22 protein-coding genes are annotated in these 16285 nt (G+C 42.0%); all 22 read right to left on the bottom strand.

The genetic code is table 11. From position 1 onward, the window contains the following. Nucleotides 1–11: 11 nt before the first annotated feature. On the bottom strand, nucleotides 12–398 hold the full coding sequence (rpsH, locus tag QZ548_RS00355) for a 30S ribosomal protein S8 (RefSeq protein WP_004695128.1): 387 nt from the start codon (nucleotides 396–398) through the stop codon (nucleotides 12–14). A 27-nt stretch (nucleotides 399–425) separates the two neighbouring features. Next, on the bottom strand, nucleotides 426–695 hold the full coding sequence (gene rpsN / locus QZ548_RS00350) for a 30S ribosomal protein S14 (protein ID WP_005377140.1): 270 nt from the start codon (nucleotides 693–695) through the stop codon (nucleotides 426–428). Nucleotides 696–711: 16 nt separating this feature from the next. Then, nucleotides 712–1251, bottom strand: a complete 540-nt coding sequence (rplE, locus tag QZ548_RS00345; RefSeq protein ID WP_295782857.1) for a 50S ribosomal protein L5 — start codon at nucleotides 1249–1251, stop codon at nucleotides 712–714. A gap of 23 nt (nucleotides 1252–1274) precedes the next feature. Continuing rightward, nucleotides 1275–1595 carry a 50S ribosomal protein L24 gene (gene rplX / locus QZ548_RS00340; protein WP_005385506.1) on the bottom strand — a complete coding sequence of 107 codons (321 nt, stop codon included), beginning with the start codon at nucleotides 1593–1595 and terminating at the stop codon, nucleotides 1275–1277. Between the two features lie 18 nt (nucleotides 1596–1613). Beyond that, nucleotides 1614–1982 carry a 50S ribosomal protein L14 gene (gene rplN / locus QZ548_RS00335; protein ID WP_004695117.1) on the bottom strand — a complete coding sequence of 123 codons (369 nt, stop codon included), beginning with the start codon at nucleotides 1980–1982 and terminating at the stop codon, nucleotides 1614–1616. Between the two features lie 24 nt (nucleotides 1983–2006). Next, nucleotides 2007–2267 carry a 30S ribosomal protein S17 gene (gene rpsQ, locus QZ548_RS00330; RefSeq protein ID WP_005385504.1) on the bottom strand — a complete coding sequence of 87 codons (261 nt, stop codon included), beginning with the start codon at nucleotides 2265–2267 and terminating at the stop codon, nucleotides 2007–2009. Between the two features lie 39 nt (nucleotides 2268–2306). After that, complete coding sequence (gene rpmC / locus QZ548_RS00325; RefSeq protein WP_004695115.1) at nucleotides 2307–2510, bottom strand: 50S ribosomal protein L29; 204 nt, start codon at nucleotides 2508–2510, stop codon at nucleotides 2307–2309. Then, nucleotides 2500–2937, bottom strand: a complete 438-nt coding sequence (rplP, locus tag QZ548_RS00320; protein WP_004695114.1) for a 50S ribosomal protein L16 — start codon at nucleotides 2935–2937, stop codon at nucleotides 2500–2502. The genes rpmC and rplP overlap by 11 nt, the downstream gene beginning before the upstream one ends. Continuing rightward, entirely contained in the window at nucleotides 2937–3602 is a 666-nt protein-coding gene (gene rpsC / locus QZ548_RS00315) for a 30S ribosomal protein S3 (protein WP_105084923.1), read from the bottom strand. The genes rplP and rpsC overlap by 1 nt, the downstream gene beginning before the upstream one ends. A 16-nt stretch (nucleotides 3603–3618) precedes the next feature. Next, nucleotides 3619–3954 (bottom strand): 50S ribosomal protein L22, encoded by a 336-nt coding sequence (gene rplV / locus QZ548_RS00310; protein ID WP_004695112.1) that lies wholly within the window; start codon nucleotides 3952–3954, stop codon nucleotides 3619–3621. Between the two features lie 13 nt (nucleotides 3955–3967). Next, entirely contained in the window at nucleotides 3968–4249 is a 282-nt protein-coding gene (rpsS, locus tag QZ548_RS00305; protein ID WP_060923779.1) for a 30S ribosomal protein S19, read from the bottom strand. Nucleotides 4250–4272: 23 nt separating this feature from the next. Then, complete coding sequence (gene rplB, locus QZ548_RS00300) at nucleotides 4273–5103, bottom strand: 50S ribosomal protein L2 (protein ID WP_005385496.1); 831 nt, start codon at nucleotides 5101–5103, stop codon at nucleotides 4273–4275. Nucleotides 5104–5129: 26 nt separating this feature from the next. Next, nucleotides 5130–5414 carry a 50S ribosomal protein L23 gene (gene rplW, locus QZ548_RS00295; protein WP_004695108.1) on the bottom strand — a complete coding sequence of 95 codons (285 nt, stop codon included), beginning with the start codon at nucleotides 5412–5414 and terminating at the stop codon, nucleotides 5130–5132. Beyond that, complete coding sequence (gene rplD, locus QZ548_RS00290; RefSeq protein WP_005377066.1) at nucleotides 5414–6037, bottom strand: 50S ribosomal protein L4; 624 nt, start codon at nucleotides 6035–6037, stop codon at nucleotides 5414–5416. Before rplD ends, rplW begins: the two co-directional genes overlap by 1 nt. A 26-nt stretch (nucleotides 6038–6063) precedes the next feature. Beyond that, nucleotides 6064–6705 carry a 50S ribosomal protein L3 gene (gene rplC, locus QZ548_RS00285; protein ID WP_004695102.1) on the bottom strand — a complete coding sequence of 214 codons (642 nt, stop codon included), beginning with the start codon at nucleotides 6703–6705 and terminating at the stop codon, nucleotides 6064–6066. Nucleotides 6706–6717: 12 nt separating this feature from the next. Further along, entirely contained in the window at nucleotides 6718–7029 is a 312-nt protein-coding gene (gene rpsJ, locus QZ548_RS00280) for a 30S ribosomal protein S10 (RefSeq protein ID WP_004695100.1), read from the bottom strand. 182 nt (nucleotides 7030–7211) lie between these two features. Continuing rightward, nucleotides 7212–8399: an elongation factor Tu gene (tuf, locus tag QZ548_RS00275; protein WP_039968974.1), complete on the bottom strand. Its 1188-nt coding sequence runs from the start codon at nucleotides 8397–8399 to the stop codon at nucleotides 7212–7214. A 50-nt stretch (nucleotides 8400–8449) separates the two neighbouring features. Continuing rightward, nucleotides 8450–10525 (bottom strand): elongation factor G, encoded by a 2076-nt coding sequence (gene fusA, locus QZ548_RS00270; RefSeq protein ID WP_295867225.1) that lies wholly within the window; start codon nucleotides 10523–10525, stop codon nucleotides 8450–8452. 15 nt (nucleotides 10526–10540) lie between these two features. Beyond that, nucleotides 10541–11011, bottom strand: coding sequence for a 30S ribosomal protein S7 (gene rpsG, locus QZ548_RS00265; protein WP_004693556.1), 471 nt, complete (start codon nucleotides 11009–11011; stop codon nucleotides 10541–10543). A 52-nt stretch (nucleotides 11012–11063) separates the two neighbouring features. Continuing rightward, nucleotides 11064–11438 (bottom strand): 30S ribosomal protein S12, encoded by a 375-nt coding sequence (gene rpsL / locus QZ548_RS00260; RefSeq protein WP_004693554.1) that lies wholly within the window; start codon nucleotides 11436–11438, stop codon nucleotides 11064–11066. 76 nt (nucleotides 11439–11514) lie between these two features. After that, a complete protein-coding gene (locus QZ548_RS00255) occupies nucleotides 11515–11760 on the bottom strand; it encodes a L7Ae/L30e/S12e/Gadd45 family protein (protein WP_024064891.1) in 246 nt (81 codons plus the stop codon). A 455-nt stretch (nucleotides 11761–12215) separates the two neighbouring features. Then, the coding region (gene rpoC / locus QZ548_RS00250) for a DNA-directed RNA polymerase subunit beta' (protein ID WP_295867222.1) at nucleotides 12216–16285 on the bottom strand (4070 nt) is incomplete at its 5' end.

Genomic DNA, 16285 nt, shown 5'->3' with positions numbered 1-16285 from the left:
TATTGCTACTATTACCAAACGTATGCGATTACTTCGCCACCAAGACCTTCTTTACGAGCTTGTTTGTCACTCATAACGCCTTTGGATGTAGAAATAACTGCGATACCCAAACCACCAAGTACACGAGGAAGTTCTTCCTTTTTCGCGTAAACACGTAAACCAGGTTTGGAAATACGTTTAATTCCTGTAATAACTTTTTCGTTATTGGAACCATATTTCAAAGTTACTTTTAAAGTGTTTTCTTCTTTTTCTACGTTCTTTACGAAACCTTCTTGTAAAAGGATGTCAAGAACAGCTGCTTTCATTCTAGATGCAGGAATGTTTACCGTTTCATGAAGTGCAGCATTTGCATTACGGATGCGCGTAAGCATATCCGCGATAGGATCGGTCATTACCATAATCTAAAAACCTCCTCTCGTCTAATATTACCAGCTGGCTTTTTTAACACCAGGAATTTGTCCTTTGTACGCCAATTCACGGAACGCAATACGGCTGATACCGAATTTGCGCATATAGCCGTGAGGACGACCAGTTAAGTTGCAACGGTTGTGTAAGCGTGTTGGGGATGCGTTTGCTGGTAATTTGGACAAGCCTTCATAATCACCTGCTGCTTTTAACGCTGCACGTTTAGCTGCATATTTTTCAACGATTTTAGCGCGTTTCTTTTCGCGTTCAATCATAGATTTTTTAGCCATCTATATGTTCCTCCTATTATTTTTCAAAAGGCATACCGAATTGAGTCAACAATTCACGAGCTTCTTCATCTGTTTTAGCAGTTGTTACTACGATGATATCCATACCAGTAACACGTTCTACTTGATCATATTCGATCTCAGGGAAGATGAGCTGTTCTTTAAGACCCAAAGCGTAGTTACCACGGCCATCAAATGCTGTTGCGCTGATACCGCGGAAGTCACGTACACGAGGTAATGCCGCATTGATCAATTTATCGAGGAATTCATACATGCGTTCGCCACGAAGAGTAACTTTTGTACCCAACGCCATGCCTTCACGAACTTTGAAGTTCGCAATGGATTTTTTAGCTTTTGTGATTACAGGTTTTTGACCAGAAATGATAGTCAAATCATTAACTGCTGCTTCCAATGCTTTTGCATTGCCTACTGCATCACCAACGCCGATGTTGATAACGATTTTTTCCAATTTAGGAATTTCCATTACGTTGCCGTATTGGAATTTTTCTTGCATACTCTTTTTAATTTCAGAGTTGTATTGTTCAAATAAACGAGACATTTATTTAGCTCCTCCTTTCCTGATTATTTAAGTACTGTACCAGATTTAACTGTAGCGCGAACGAATTTACCGTCTTTGCCTTCAACTTTTTTGATACGAGTAGCTGTTTTAGTTTCTGGGTCAACGATCATTACGTTAGAAACATGGATACCAGCTTCTTTAGTAACGATGCCGCCTTGTGGGTTAGCTTGAGAAGGTTTTGTATGACGTTTTACAGTGTTAACGCCTTCAACAAATACGCGTTCTTTTTTAGGTTCAGTAGCAATTACTGTACCTTGCTTACCTTTATCTTTACCGGAGATAACAACAACTGTATCGCCTTTTTTGATTTGTAGTTTAGCCATATGCTGCGTTCCTCCTTCTTATAATACTTCTGGAGCCAAAGAAACAATTTTCATGAAGTCTTTTTCACGAAGCTCTCTAGCTACAGGTCCAAAGATACGAGTACCACGAGGGGTCTTGTCATCTTTAATAACTACTGCTGCGTTTTCATCGAAACGGATATAGGAACCGTCTTGACGGCGGATACCTTTTTTAGAACGAACAATAACAGCTTTGACTACGTCGCCTTTCTTGACAACGCCACCGGGTGATGCATCTTTTACAGAAGCAACGATTACGTCACCGATATTGCCGAATTTGCGATAAGAACCGCCCATGACTTGGATACACATAATACGTTTTGCACCAGTGTTGTCGGCAACATTCAAAATTGTTTGTTGCTGGATCATCGTCTATTCCTCCTTACATCACTCTTATTTTTGTCTTTCAAGAATTTCAACAACTCTCCAACATTTATCTTTAGAAAGTGGACGAGTTTCTACAATTTTAACTGTATCGCCAATTTGGCACTCATTATTTTCATCATGAGCTTTAAAGCGTTTAGTGCTAACCATTGGCTTGTTATATAATGCGTGAGGTACTTTACGTTCTACAGCAACAACAACAGTTTTATTCATTTTGTCGCTAACAACTTTACCTACGCGGACTTTACGTACGTTTCTTTCTTCTGCCACGATTTTAAGCCTCCTTTTCAACCTTTAACAAATCTGTTATTATGCGTTTTCAGATTTAAGTTCAACTTCACGTTGTACAGTTTTAATACGAGCGATTGTCTTCTTAACTTCACGAATGCGCATAGGATTTTCTAATTGACCTGTTGCAAGCTGAAAACGGAGGTTAAATAACTCTTCCTTAAGACCGGAAACTTTTTGTTCCATTTCGGCAGCGCTCATATTGCGAATGTCATTAACCTTCATTTACGTCACCACCCAATTCTTTACCCTTAACAACAAATTTGCATTTGATTGGAAGTTTATGGCTTGCAAGACGCATAGCTTCACGAGCTGTAGCTTCTGGCACACCGTCCATTTCAAACATTACACGACCTGGTTTAACTACTGCTACCCAGTATTCAGGAGAACCTTTACCGGAACCCATACGAGTACCAGCTGGTTTAGCTGTGATTGGTTTGTCAGGGAAAATTTTAATCCATACTTTACCACCACGTTTGATATAACGAGTCATAGCAATACGGGCAGCTTCGATTTGACGGTTAGTGATCCAAGATGGTTCGCATGCTACCAAGCCGAACTCACCATGAGACACTGTATTACCGCGCATAGCACGACCTTTCATACGGCCGCGGAATTGCTTACGATGTTTTACGCGCTTTGGAATAAGCATTACTTGCCACCTTCTTCCTTCTTAGCAGGTTGTTTTGCTTCTGGCAAAACTTCACCTTTGTAAATCCATACTTTAATGCCGATACAACCATATGTTGTATGAGCTTCAGCAGTACCGTAGTCGATGTCTGCACGAAGTGTATGCAAAGGAATAGAACCTTCACGGTAGGATTCGCTACGAGCGATTTCAGCGCCGCCAAGACGACCGCTTACCATGATTTTGATACCTTTTGCACCTAAGCGCATTGTACGACCAACAGCTTGTTTCATTGCACGACGGAAACCGATACGGCGTTCCAATTGGCTAGCAATGTTTTCTGCAACCAAGATTGCATCCATGTCTGCTTGTTTAATTTCTGCGATGTTAACGTCCACTTGTTTGTCAGTGAAACGAGTCATTGCTTTTTTGATATCTTCGATACCAGCACCACCACGACCGATAACCATACCTGGTTTTGCAGTGTGGATAGTCAATTTAATACGTTTATTTGTACGCTCGATTTCAATGCGGGAAATACCAGCAATGAAAAGGGTTTCTTTCAAGAAGTTACGAATTTTTACGTCTTCATGAAGATTAGCAGCGAAATCTTTATCTGCATACCATTTTGCGTCCCAATCTTTTACGATACCGACACGCAAACCGTGTGGATTAACTTTTTGACCCACTCTGTTTCCCTCCTTCTTAAGCTCTTTCTTTAACTACTACTGTTACATGGCTAGTGCGTTTCAAAATTTTGAAAGCTTGACCACGGGAACGAGGATGAATGCGTTTTAATGTAGGGCCTTGATCAACGAAGATCTCGGATACGTAAAGATTGTCAACATTCATATCGAAATTATGTTCAGCGTTTGCGATTGCAGAACGCATAACTTTTTCGACTACATCAGCGCCAACTTTCGGAGTGAACTTCAAGATGGCAAATGCCTCGCCGATGTTTTTACCGCGCACTAAATCAGCAACGATACGGATTTTACGAGGCGCGATTCGGATATGTCTAGCGATTGCTTTTGCTTCCATGTATTATTTCCTCCTATTTTTTGCCTGTAGATTTTTCGTCCTTACCGTGACCTTTGAAAGTACGTGTAGGAGCGAACTCACCTAATTTATGACCTACCATATCTTCTGTAATGAATACAGGTACATGTTTGCGACCATCATGCACAGCAATTGTGTGGCCTACAAAACTTGGGATAATAGTAGAGGCACGGGACCAGGTTTTTACAACTTTCTTTTCGTTAGTTTCGTTTAAAGCTTCAACTTTCTTAAGCAAATGATCTGCTACGAAAGGGCCTTTTTTAATAGATCTGGACACTATTTTATCTCCTTTCCTTTATCCTATTTTGTACGACGTTTAATGATTAAGCTGTTAGAAGCTTTTTTCTTGTCGCGAGTTTTAACACCATGTGCTGGTTTGCCCCAAGGTGTAACAGGATGTTTACGACCAACAGGAGATTTACCTTCACCACCACCATGTGGATGGTCACAAGGGTTCATTACAACACCACGGTTGCCAGGGCGAACGCCCATCCAACGATGACGACCAGCTTTACCAATTACAAGGTTGCTGTGGTCAGCGTTACCAACAACACCTACTGTTGCACGGCACTCTTGACGAACACGACGCATTTCACCAGATGGTAAACGAAGAATAGCGTAGCCATTATCTTTACCCATCAATTGAGCAGATGTACCAGCGGAACGAACGATTTGGCCACCTTTACCGATTTTCAATTCGATATTGTGGATTTGTGTACCGTCTGGAATATTAGCCAATGGTAAGCAGTTACCAGGTTTAATATCGGACTCAGGACCGGAGAATACAACGTCACCAACTTTTAGACCGTTAGGAGCTAAAATGTAGCGTTTTTCACCATCAGCGTAGTTAAGCAAAGCGATACGAGAAGAACGGTTAGGATCATACTCGATTGTTGCTACTTTAGCTGGAATATTATCTTTAGTACGTTTGAAGTCAATAATACGATATTGACGTTTATGACCGCCACCTTGGTGACGAACTGTCATTTTACCAGTATTGTTACGACCACCTTTTTGGGAAATCTTAGCGAGCAAAGATTTTTCTGGTTTGCTTGCTGTGATTTCGTCGAAGGCGGATACTGTCATAAACCGGCGACCAGCGGAGTACGGTTTAAATGATTTAATTGCCATTAGTGGGCCTCCTTACAACTAGACTCTTAGACACCTTCAAAGAATTCAATGGATTCGCCAGCTTTCAAAGTAACGATAGCTTTTTTGTAATCGCTACGTTTACCTTGTGTACGACCCATGCGTTTAGTTTTGCCTAAAACGCGAATAGTAGCTACTTTTTCTACTTTTACATTGAAGATTTTTTCAACTGCTTGACGGATTTGCACTTTATTTGCAGTCAAAGGCACACGGAAAGTGTATTTGCCTTCTTCCATAAGCATAGTGGATTTTTCGGTAATAACCGGGCGGATTAGTACATCATGTAATTGCATTATCCAAGTACCTCCTCGATTTTTGCGACAGCACCTTTAGTAATGAAGAGCTTATCGTAATGAAGAAGATCGAAAATGTTCATACCTTCGCAAGCCAATGCTTTAACACCTTGGATGTTGCGAGCGGAACGTTCAACATTTACATCACCTTCAGTGATGAACAATACTTTTGCATCACCAACGTTGAAGCTATTGATAATGTTCAACACTTCTTTAGTTTTAGGAGCTGCTAATGTGATTTCTTCCAAAACGTATAATTCGCTATTATTCACTTTATCGCTAAGAGCAGATTTAACTGCTAAACGTCTAGCCTTACGAGGCATAGCTTTGTAATAGCTGCGAGGTTGTGGACCAAATGTAGTACCGCCACCAATCCAGATTGGGGAACGGCTGGAACCGGAACGTGCACGACCAGTACCTTTTTGTTTCCAAGGTTTGCGGCCACCGCCACGAACCATACCTCTAGTTTTTGTTGCATGTGTGCCGAGACGTTCGTTAGACAATTGACGAACTACGGCTTGATGCATTACGGCTTCGTTAACTTCAACGCCGAATACTGCATCGTTTAACTGTATTTCACCGACTTTAACGCCGGATTGATTATATGTTGCTACTGTAGGCATTACATAATCCTCCTTTCGACAAATGATTATTTAACAGGTTTAACCGTGTTGCGAACCATAACCAAGCTACCTTTAGCGCCTGGGATACCACCTTTAACCAATAAAAGGTTACGTTCAGCATCAACTTTCACAACGGATAAGCGTTGTACGGTAACTCTGTAACCACCCATTTGTCCAGGGAGTTTTTTACCTTTGTATACCTTACCGCCGCCACCGGAGATCATAGGACCGATGGAACCAGGTTCACGGTGAGATTTGGAACCATGAGTTTCAGGACCACGGGAGAAGTTATGGCGTTTAATTGTGCCAGCAAAACCCTTACCTTTACCTGTACCTACTACGTCCACCAATTCACCTTCTGCGAAGATATCAGCTGCCAGAGTTTGGCCTACTGTGTAGTCAGCTGCATTAGCTACGCGAACTTCGCGAAGATATTTAACTGGAGCTACGCCAGCTTTGTCGAACTGACCTTTTACAGGTTTTGTTAAATGTTTTTCTTTAATGGAACCGTAACCAATTTGTACTGCTTCGTAGCCGTCTGTTTCAACAGTCTTAACGCGCACTACAACGCTTGGGGTAGTTTCCACTACTGTTACAGGAACTAATTGGCCTTCAGCTGTGAAGACTTGAGTCATTCCTAATTTTTTACCCAAAATAGCTTTAGACATTATCGCACCTCCTTATAGTTTTATTTCAATAGATACACCAGCTGGTAAATCTAAACGAGTGATAGCATCTACTGTTTTCGAATTTGGTTCAAGAATATCGATTAAGCGTTTATGTGTACGCATTTCGAATTGTTCACGAGAATCTTTGTTTACGTGTACAGAACGAAGAATTGTGAAGATATTCTTTTCTGTTGGCAATGGAATCGGACCAGATACCATAGCGCCATTTCTTTTTGCAGTGTCTACGATCTTAGCAGCGCTTTGATCGAGAGCTTTGTGGTCGTATGCCTTAAGGCGAATACGGATTTTTTGCTGTTTAGCCATTATTAATAATTCCTCCTGTCGTCCATTTCGTGAATGAACTGCTCCATAGAAATTCTCCTCCGCAGAGGCAACCTTCTACTTCATAGTTTGAAAACACAACACGAGAGCGGCAGAACATGCCGCTCTTACATGTCGTGGATATTGTGCCCAACGCATCACTACGATGAGCATAAAAGGTTAAATTAACCTTCGATTTCAGTTACAACGCCAGCGCCTACTGTATGGCCACCTTCGCGGATCGCGAAACGAAGACCTTCTTCGATAGCGATTGGAGTAATCAATTCGATATCCATTGTTACGTTATCGCCAGGCATACACATTTCTACACCTTCAGGAAGGTTTACAACACCTGTTACGTCTGTTGTACGGAAGTAGAATTGTGGACGGTAGTTGGAGAAGAATGGAGTATGACGGCCACCTTCTTCTTTAGTCAATACGTAAACTTCTGCTTTGAATTTTGTGTGTGGGTTGATGGAACCTGGTTTAGCCAATACTTGACCACGTTCGATGTCTTTACGGTCAACACCACGAAGCAACGCACCTACGTTGTCACCTGCTACTGCAGAGTCCAAAGTTTTGCGGAACATTTCAAGACCAGTTACTACGTATTGTTCAGCTTTTTCTTTCAAGCCTACAACTTCTACTGTGTCGCCTACGTTTACTTGACCACGTTCAACACGGCCAGTTGCTACTGTACCACGACCAGTGATTGTGAATACGTCTTCCACAGGCATCAAGAAAGGTTTGTCAGTATCACGAACTGGTGTTGGGATGTAGGAATCTACAGCGTCCATCAATTCGTCGATTTTAGCTACATATTGAGCGTCGCCTTCCAAAGCTTTCAAAGCGGAACCTACAACGATAGGTACTTCGTCGCCAGGGAATTCGTAGGAGGAAAGAAGTTCACGAACTTCCATTTCTACCAATTCGATCAATTCTTCGTCGTCAACCATGTCAGCTTTGTTCAAGAATACTACGATTGCAGGAACACCAACTTGGCGAGCCAACAAGATGTGTTCACGAGTTTGAGGCATAGGGCCGTCAGCTGCGGAACATACCAAGATAGCGCCGTCCATTTGAGCCGCACCAGTGATCATGTTTTTAACATAGTCAGCATGGCCTGGGCAGTCAACGTGTGCATAGTGACGGTTAGCAGTTTCATACTCAACGTGTGCAGTGTTGATTGTGATACCACGTTCACGTTCTTCTGGAGCTTTATCGATGTTGCTGTAATCTTGGAATTCAGCTTGGCCTTTTTCAGCCAATACTTTAGTGATTGCAGCTGTCAAAGTAGTTTTACCATGGTCAACGTGACCGATTGTACCGATGTTAACATGCGGTTTCGTACGTTCAAATTTTTCTTTAGCCATTTTAAATTATCCTCCGAGGAAAATAGTAATTCTATTAATCTAATGTAAGATTAACCGTTTTTCTTTGCTTGAATTTCTTCAGCAATTTTCTTAGGAACTTCTTCGTAATGATCGAATGTCATGGAGTAGTTACCGCGACCTTGCGTTTTGGAACGAAGGTCAGTTGCGTAACCGAACATTTCGCTCAATGGAACATATGCTTTGATATGTTGGTTACCATTACGAGCTTCCATGCCGTCCATGCGACCACGACGGGAGTTCAAGTCACCGATAACGTCGCCCATGTATTCTTCAGGAACGTCTACTTCTACGGACATATATGGTTCAAGCAATGCAGGATCTGCTTTGCGAGCACCTTCTTTAAAGCCCATGGAACCAGCGATTTTGAAGGCCATTTCGTTGGAGTCAACGTCATGGTAGGAGCCGTCAAATACGATAACTTTGATGTCAACCATTGGATAACCAGCGATAACACCGGATTCCATAGCTTCTTTAACACCATTTTCAACAGGTCCGATGTATTCACGAGGAATTGCACCACCTACGACCTTATTTTCAAATTCGAAGCCAGCACCTGGTTCTTGTGGAATCAATTCCAACCAGCAGTGACCATATTGACCACGACCACCAGATTGACGTACGAATTTACCTTCAGATTTAACTGCTTTACGGATAGTTTCGCGATATGCTACTTGAGGTTTACCTACGTTGCAGTCTACTTTGAACTCACGGTTCATACGGTCAACGATGATATCCAAGTGAAGTTCGCCCATACCGGAGATAATAGTTTGACCTGTTTCTTCATCAGTACGAACTTTGAAAGTAGGATCTTCTTCTGCCAAACGAGCAAGAGCTGTACCCATTTTTTCTTGGTCAGCTTTTGTTTTAGGTTCAACAGCAACGGAGATAACTGGTTCAGGGAATTCCATGGACTCAAGAATTACAGGATTCTTTTCATCACAAAGAGTATCACCAGTAGTAGTATCTTTCAAGCCTACAGCTGCAGCGATGTCGCCAGCGTAAACCATGTCGATTTCTTTACGAGTGTTAGCGTGCATTTGAAGAATACGGCCGATACGTTCTTTTTTACCTTTTGTGGAGTTGAAAACGTAGGAACCGGATTCCAATGTACCGGAGTACACGCGGAAGAACGCTAATTTACCAACATAAGGGTCAGCCATGATTTTGAATGCCAATGCGGAGAATGGTTCATCATCGGAAGAAGGACGAGTAGTTTCTTCTTCAGTACCAGGAACGGTACCTTTAATAGCTGGAATGTCGATAGGAGCTGGCATGTAATCTACAACAGCGTCCAACAACATTTGTACACCTTTGTTTTTGTAGGAAGAACCACAAAGAACTGGGAACAATTGGTTAGCAATAACTGCTTTACGCAATGCTGTTTTCAATTCTTCGATGGAGATTTCTTCGCCTTCCAAATATTTCATCATGATATCGTCATCAGTTTCAGCGATAGCATCGATCATCATTTCGCGACGAGCTTCAGCTACTTCTTGATATTCTGCTGGGATATCAGTGATTTCATATTCTTTACCGTCATCGGATTTGTAAATTTCCGCTTTCATAGTCATCAAATCGATGATGCCTTCGAAAGTATCTTCAGCGCCGATTGGCACTTGGATAGCTACGGAATTTGCACCCAAACGGGATTTCATCATATCAACTACGTTGAAGAAGTCAGCACCTACTGTATCCATCTTATTTACATAAGCGATACGAGGTACGCCGTAGTTAGATGCTTGACGCCATACTGTTTCGGATTGAGGTTCAACGCCGCCTTTAGCACTGAACACCGCTACGGAGCCATCAAGTACACGTAAAGAACGTTCTACTTCTACAGTAAAGTCAACGTGACCAGGAGTATCGATGATATTGATACGATGATCTTTCCAGTGACATGTTGTCGCCGCAGAAGTGATTGTGATACCACGTTCTTGTTCTTGCGCCATCCAGTCCATCGTAGCAGCACCTTCATGTACTTCGCCGATCTTGTGAACGATACCTGTATAGTAGAGGATACGTTCTGTAGTTGTTGTCTTACCAGCATCGATGTGAGCCATGATACCGATATTACGAGTTTTTGCTAAGGAAAACTCTCTTGCCACAGTTGTCACCTCTTATTACCAACGATAATGAGCAAATGCTTTATTAGCTTCTGCCATTTTATGAGTATCTTCTTTTTTCTTGATTGCAGCGCCTGCATTGTTGAAAGCGTCCATCAATTCGCCTGCCAAGCGTTCTTTCATAGTGCGTTCACCACGAAGACGAGCGTAGTTTACAACCCAGCGAATACCGAGTGTTTGACGGCGATCAGCACGAACTTCAACTGGCACTTGATAGTTAGCACCACCGATACGGCGAGCACGTACTTCAAGTACAGGCATAACATTTTTCAATGCTTGATCAAAAACTTCCATTGGGTCTTGACCCATTTTGGAACGAATAATTTCGAATGCATCATATACGATAGTTTCAGCAATGCCTTTTTTGCCATCGTACATAACTTTGTTAATGAAACGTGTTACTAATTTGCTGTTGTACACCGGATCTGGAAGTACATCACGTTTCGGAACAGGGCCTTTTCTTGGCATGTTCAATTCCTCCTTTATAATGATGTGTGTTAATTTCGTTTAATGGCTAAAATTATTTTTTAGCTTTTTTCGCGCCGTATTTGGAACGACTTTGCATACGGTTTTGTACGCCAGCTGTATCCAATGCACCACGAACGATGTGATAACGCACACCTGGAAGGTCTTTTACACGACCGCCTCTGATAAGTACAACACTGTGTTCTTGTAAATTGTGACCAATGCCTGGAATGTAAGCAGTTACTTCAATAGCGTTTGTCAAACGTACACGGGCAACTTTACGAAGCGCGGAGTTTGGTTTCTTTGGAGTAGCTGTGTACACACGAGTACATACACCACGTTTTTGTGGAGATTCTTGAAGCGCTGGAGCTGTAGATTTTTTAGTCAAGCTCATGCGACCTTTGCGTACTAGCTGATTAATTGTTGGCATTTGGGCACCTCCTTTCCAAATTTGAGATTTATAATTGATCCGTCATAACAAAGTGTTACATCGGATATTACCAAGATTAACGTAGGATGCCTACCGCTGTGGCCCGCACCTTAATGCGGCACGCACGACCGAGGTCATCCATGGTGTGCTTATCATTCACAGGTATCCCCTGTTCAGAACAAGCTGTTCGTATAGGTTCAACTACACGTTCATCACTATCGCGTCCTACGAACACATACTTCACAGTTCCTCGCGCAATGTTTTTCAACGTTTGCTTGGCACCGATTGTTTTGTTCATCGACTTCAGATGGGCAATGTCCATAGTAAATTCTCCTTACGAAATTATGCTACTTAGGCATACTTGCCCCTGAGCACTCTGTAAGTATATCAATTACACAAGCTCATGTCAAACGTTTTTCGACGGTCTACACCGCTATACAACTGCATTTTATGTGTACACGTTTCCGTGCGTTTCATTATGTCGAACTATATAAACTCATTTGTTATTTTTATACAATTTTATGTGTTTTAGGCTCATTTTTATGCATAAATTTTATATTATTTTCATTCATCTCATTTTATGTATGCAAAATAGATATAGATAAAAAATAATTAGTCATTTTTTCGATTCATTTTATTTGCTTTATTCAAAATAACGATTTTATTAAATTTATCATTTTATTTATTCCCTATGACACTTCTATCTGTACCAGCAAGTTTGGGATTAACAAAAAAGAGCGTGCCCTAAGGCACGCTCTTTTATAGTATCCCTATAGATTATTCTTCTACAGCAGATTCTTCTGTAATATCGATAATTTCAGGTGTGTTTTTAACAACCTCAATCTTACGGTAACGGCTCATGCCAGTACCAGCAGGGATCAATTTACCGATGATTACATTTTCTTTTAAGCCCAATAATGGATCGATTTTACCTTTGATTGCAGCGTCGGTAAGAACACGTGTTGTTTCTTGGAAGGACGCAGCAGACAAGAAGGAATCCGTTGCCAAAGCAGCTTTAGTAATACCCAATAATGTACGTTTGCCTGTAGCATTTTCACGGCCATTAAGAGTAAGACGACGGTTTTCTTCGTCAAAGGTATTAACGTCGACCATATCCCCTGGAAGCATATCAGCATCGCCAGCTGTTTCAACTTTTACTTTATGAAGCATTTGACGAACGATAACTTCGATATGTTTATCGTTAATTTCTACACCTTGAGATTTATATACTTTTTGTACTTCGTATACGAGGTAACGTTGAGTTGCTTCTGTACCCATTACACGCATAATGTCATGAGGGTTGATAGAACCTTCTGTCAAACGTGCGCCTAAGGATACAACATCACCGTCTTTAACGATAATGCGGGAACCATAAGGGATGAGGTAATCGAGTTCAATACCGTCTTCACCAGTAATGAAGATAGTATTAGTACCTTTTTTACCTTCGTTAGGTACAACGCGAACTGTACCTTCGTTTTCTGCGATGATAGCATTACGTTTTGGTTTACGTGCTTCGAACAATTCTTCGACACGTGGCAAACCTTGTGTAATATCGTCACCTGCGACACCACCTGTATGGAATGTACGCATTGTCAACTGAGTACCAGGTTCACCGATGGATTGCGCTGCAATAATACCTACAGCTTCACCAACTTGAACTTGACCACCTGTACCAAGGTCGCGACCATAACACTTGCGACATACGCCATAAGGGCTGCGGCAAGTCAATACGGAACGGATTTTAACTGTTTCGTAGTGTTTTACAACTTCATCAGCCAATGGTTCTGTGATTTCACCGTTAAGAGGAACGATAACTTCGCCAGTTTCTTTATTAACTAATTCTTCAGCTGCAATACGGCCTACGATACGATCTTTTAATGGTTCAATAACGCCAGTACCCTCAACGATTGCTTCCACTTCGATACCATGGATTTCGTTGTTGCGTACTTGTACTTCTTTTACATCGGAGTTAAGAATAGCTTCGATGCCTTCTTCAGTGAGGCGTGTATTAGCAGGGAAGATTTCTACACCTTCACTGTCAACAATTGCTTGTACAGTATCCTTGTTCAACATATTTTGAACCATAGTTTCTTTTAATGTTGCACGGATGCTGTCATCGCTTTCACCAAGAATAATTTTTTGAACCAAGTTAGTATGGTTGATATCGCTATCAGAGCCTAGGTGTGCACCGCGCAATGCAACAGATGTAACACCGGATTCTGCAATATCAGCTAAGCATTGTTCGTCCAAAATAGTTTCAGCAGGTACAACAAGTTCCCCTGTTTCTACATTCACTACATCTTTATCTAGAACACGACCAATAAGCTTGTCTTTCAACAATTCCAATGCTTGACGTGGAGATGTAGCCAAACGAGCGCGTTCACGAACGAGATCGATACCTACAACGTCACAATCGTCCTCACGAACGATAACGTCTTGAGATACGTCAACAAGACGACGAGTCAAGTAACCGGAGTCAGCTGTACGAAGCGCTGTATCGGCCAAACCTTTACGGGCACCATGAGAGGATGTAAAGTAATCCAATACAGTCAAGCCTTCTTTAAAGTTTGCTTTGATTGGCAAGTCGATGATACGACCAGATGGATCGGCCATCAAACCACGCATACCAGCAAGCTGACGGATCTGTTGTTTGTTACCACGGGCACCAGAGATAGCCATCATGTAAACAGGGTTGAAGCCATCTTTGTCGCGCGCCATATTATCCATCATGGCATCAGTAACATCTTCTGTTGCTTGAGTCCACAATTGGATAGTTTTACGGTAACGTTCTTCTTCTGTAATAAGACCACGGCGATACAAGCGAGATACTTTTTCTACTTCTTGTTCTGCTGTGTCTAATAAACCAGTTTTTACTTCTGGTACTTTAATATCTGCAATAGCTACAGTCATACCTGCGCGACGAGCGAAGGAATAACCCAAGGATTTAATGCGGTCCAAGAGTTCTGCAGTCTTTTCATTGCCAAACAATTGGAAGCATTGGTCAACCAATTTACCAACTGTTTTCTTATCCATAACCTTACCTAAAGAGTAAGTGCCATCTTCACGTTTTTCGTATTGCCATAATTCTGGGAATAGTGCATTGTTGAAGATTAAGCGACCAGCTGTAGTTTCTACACGGCCATGGTCAGGTAAACGGATATAAAGAATATCTTGCAAGCCAATGATATGAGACTCGTATGCAAGCATTACTTCGTCATAAGTAGCAAATGTTTTTGCTTTATCACGAGTATCTTCTCGTACAACTGTTAAGTAGTATGTACCCAAGATCATATCTTGAGAAGGTACTGCTACTGGTTTACCGTCTTTTGTAGACAAGATGTTATGACTAGAAAGCATCAATGTACGAGCTTCTGCTTGTGCTTCTACGGACAATGGTAAGTGACACGCCATTTGGTCACCGTCAAAGTCGGCGTTGAAGGCTGTACATACTAATGGATGCAATTTGATAGCACGGCCTTCCCAAAGGATTGGTTCGAAGGCTTGGATACCAAGTCTATGCAATGTAGGGGCACGGTTCAAGAGAACTGGATGTTCTTTGATTACCTCTTCCAAGGATTCCCATACACCAGGGCCAATTCTTTCTACTTGGCGTTTAGCTGCCTTGATATTGGATGCTTGACCGCGTTCTACCAAACGTTTCATAACAAAAGGTTTGAACAATTCCAATGCCATTTCTTTAGGCAAACCACATTGGTGCATTTTAAGTTCAGGACCTACTACGATAACGGAACGACCAGAGTAGTCAACACGTTTACCAAGCAAGTTTTGACGGAAACGACCTTGTTTACCTTTAAGCATATCGGACAAGGATTTCAATGGACGGTTACCAGGACCTGTTACAGGACGGCCACGGCGACCATTATCGATCAATGCGTCAACAGCTTCTTGAAGCATACGTTTTTCGTTGCGCACAATGATATCAGGAGCACCTAAGTCTAACAAACGTTTCAAACGGTTGTTACGGTTGATAACACGACGGTACAAATCATTGAGGTCAGATGTAGCGAAACGACCACCATCTAATTGAACCATAGGGCGCAATTCAGGTGGGATAACAGGGACAACATCCATGATCATCCATTCTGGGCGGTTGCCAGATTGACGGAATGCTTCTACTACTTCTAAACGACGAACTGCACGGATTTTACGTTGACCACTAGCAGTGTTCAATTCTTCGCGCAATTCAGCATTCAATGCTTCAAGATCAAGTTCTGCTAAAAGAGCTTTTACAGCCTCAGCACCCATATCGATACATACGAAGAGAACCTCTTCAGCAGCGCCCAATTCATAACGCTCTTCACGAGTTAATTCTTCGTATTCTTTATCTGCTTCTGGGATTGTTGCATCATCGCGAAGAGCCGCATTATAGCGCTCTTTGCGTTGTGCTTCGCGAACAATAGCCAAACGTTCGTTACGTTGAGCTACTGTTTCGATTACGACGGATTTACCACCGATAGTATAACCGTCTTCATTAAATTGAGCTTCATATTCGCGGTACTCTTGCTCGGACAACAATTGGCGTTTTGCCAATGGAGTACCAGCTGGATCTACTACGATGTAGGAAGCAAAGTATAATACGCGTTCCAAGGAACGTGGAGATACATCAAGGATGAGGCCCATGCGGGATGGGATACCTTTAAAGTACCAAATGTGAGATACAGGAGTAGCCAATTGGATATGACCCATACGTTCACGACGTACTTTTGCACGTGTAACCTCTACACCACATTTATCACAGACTACGCCTTTATGGCGAATGCGTTTATATTTGCCGCAGTGACATTCCCAGTCCTTTGTTGGTCCAAAAATGCGTTCGCAGAATAGAC

Origin of the sequence: uncultured Veillonella sp. (assembly GCF_915069625.1) — a bacterium.
GTDB lineage: Bacteria > Bacillota > Negativicutes > Veillonellales > Veillonellaceae > Veillonella.
This window is presented reverse-complemented; position numbering and strand designations above follow the sequence as displayed.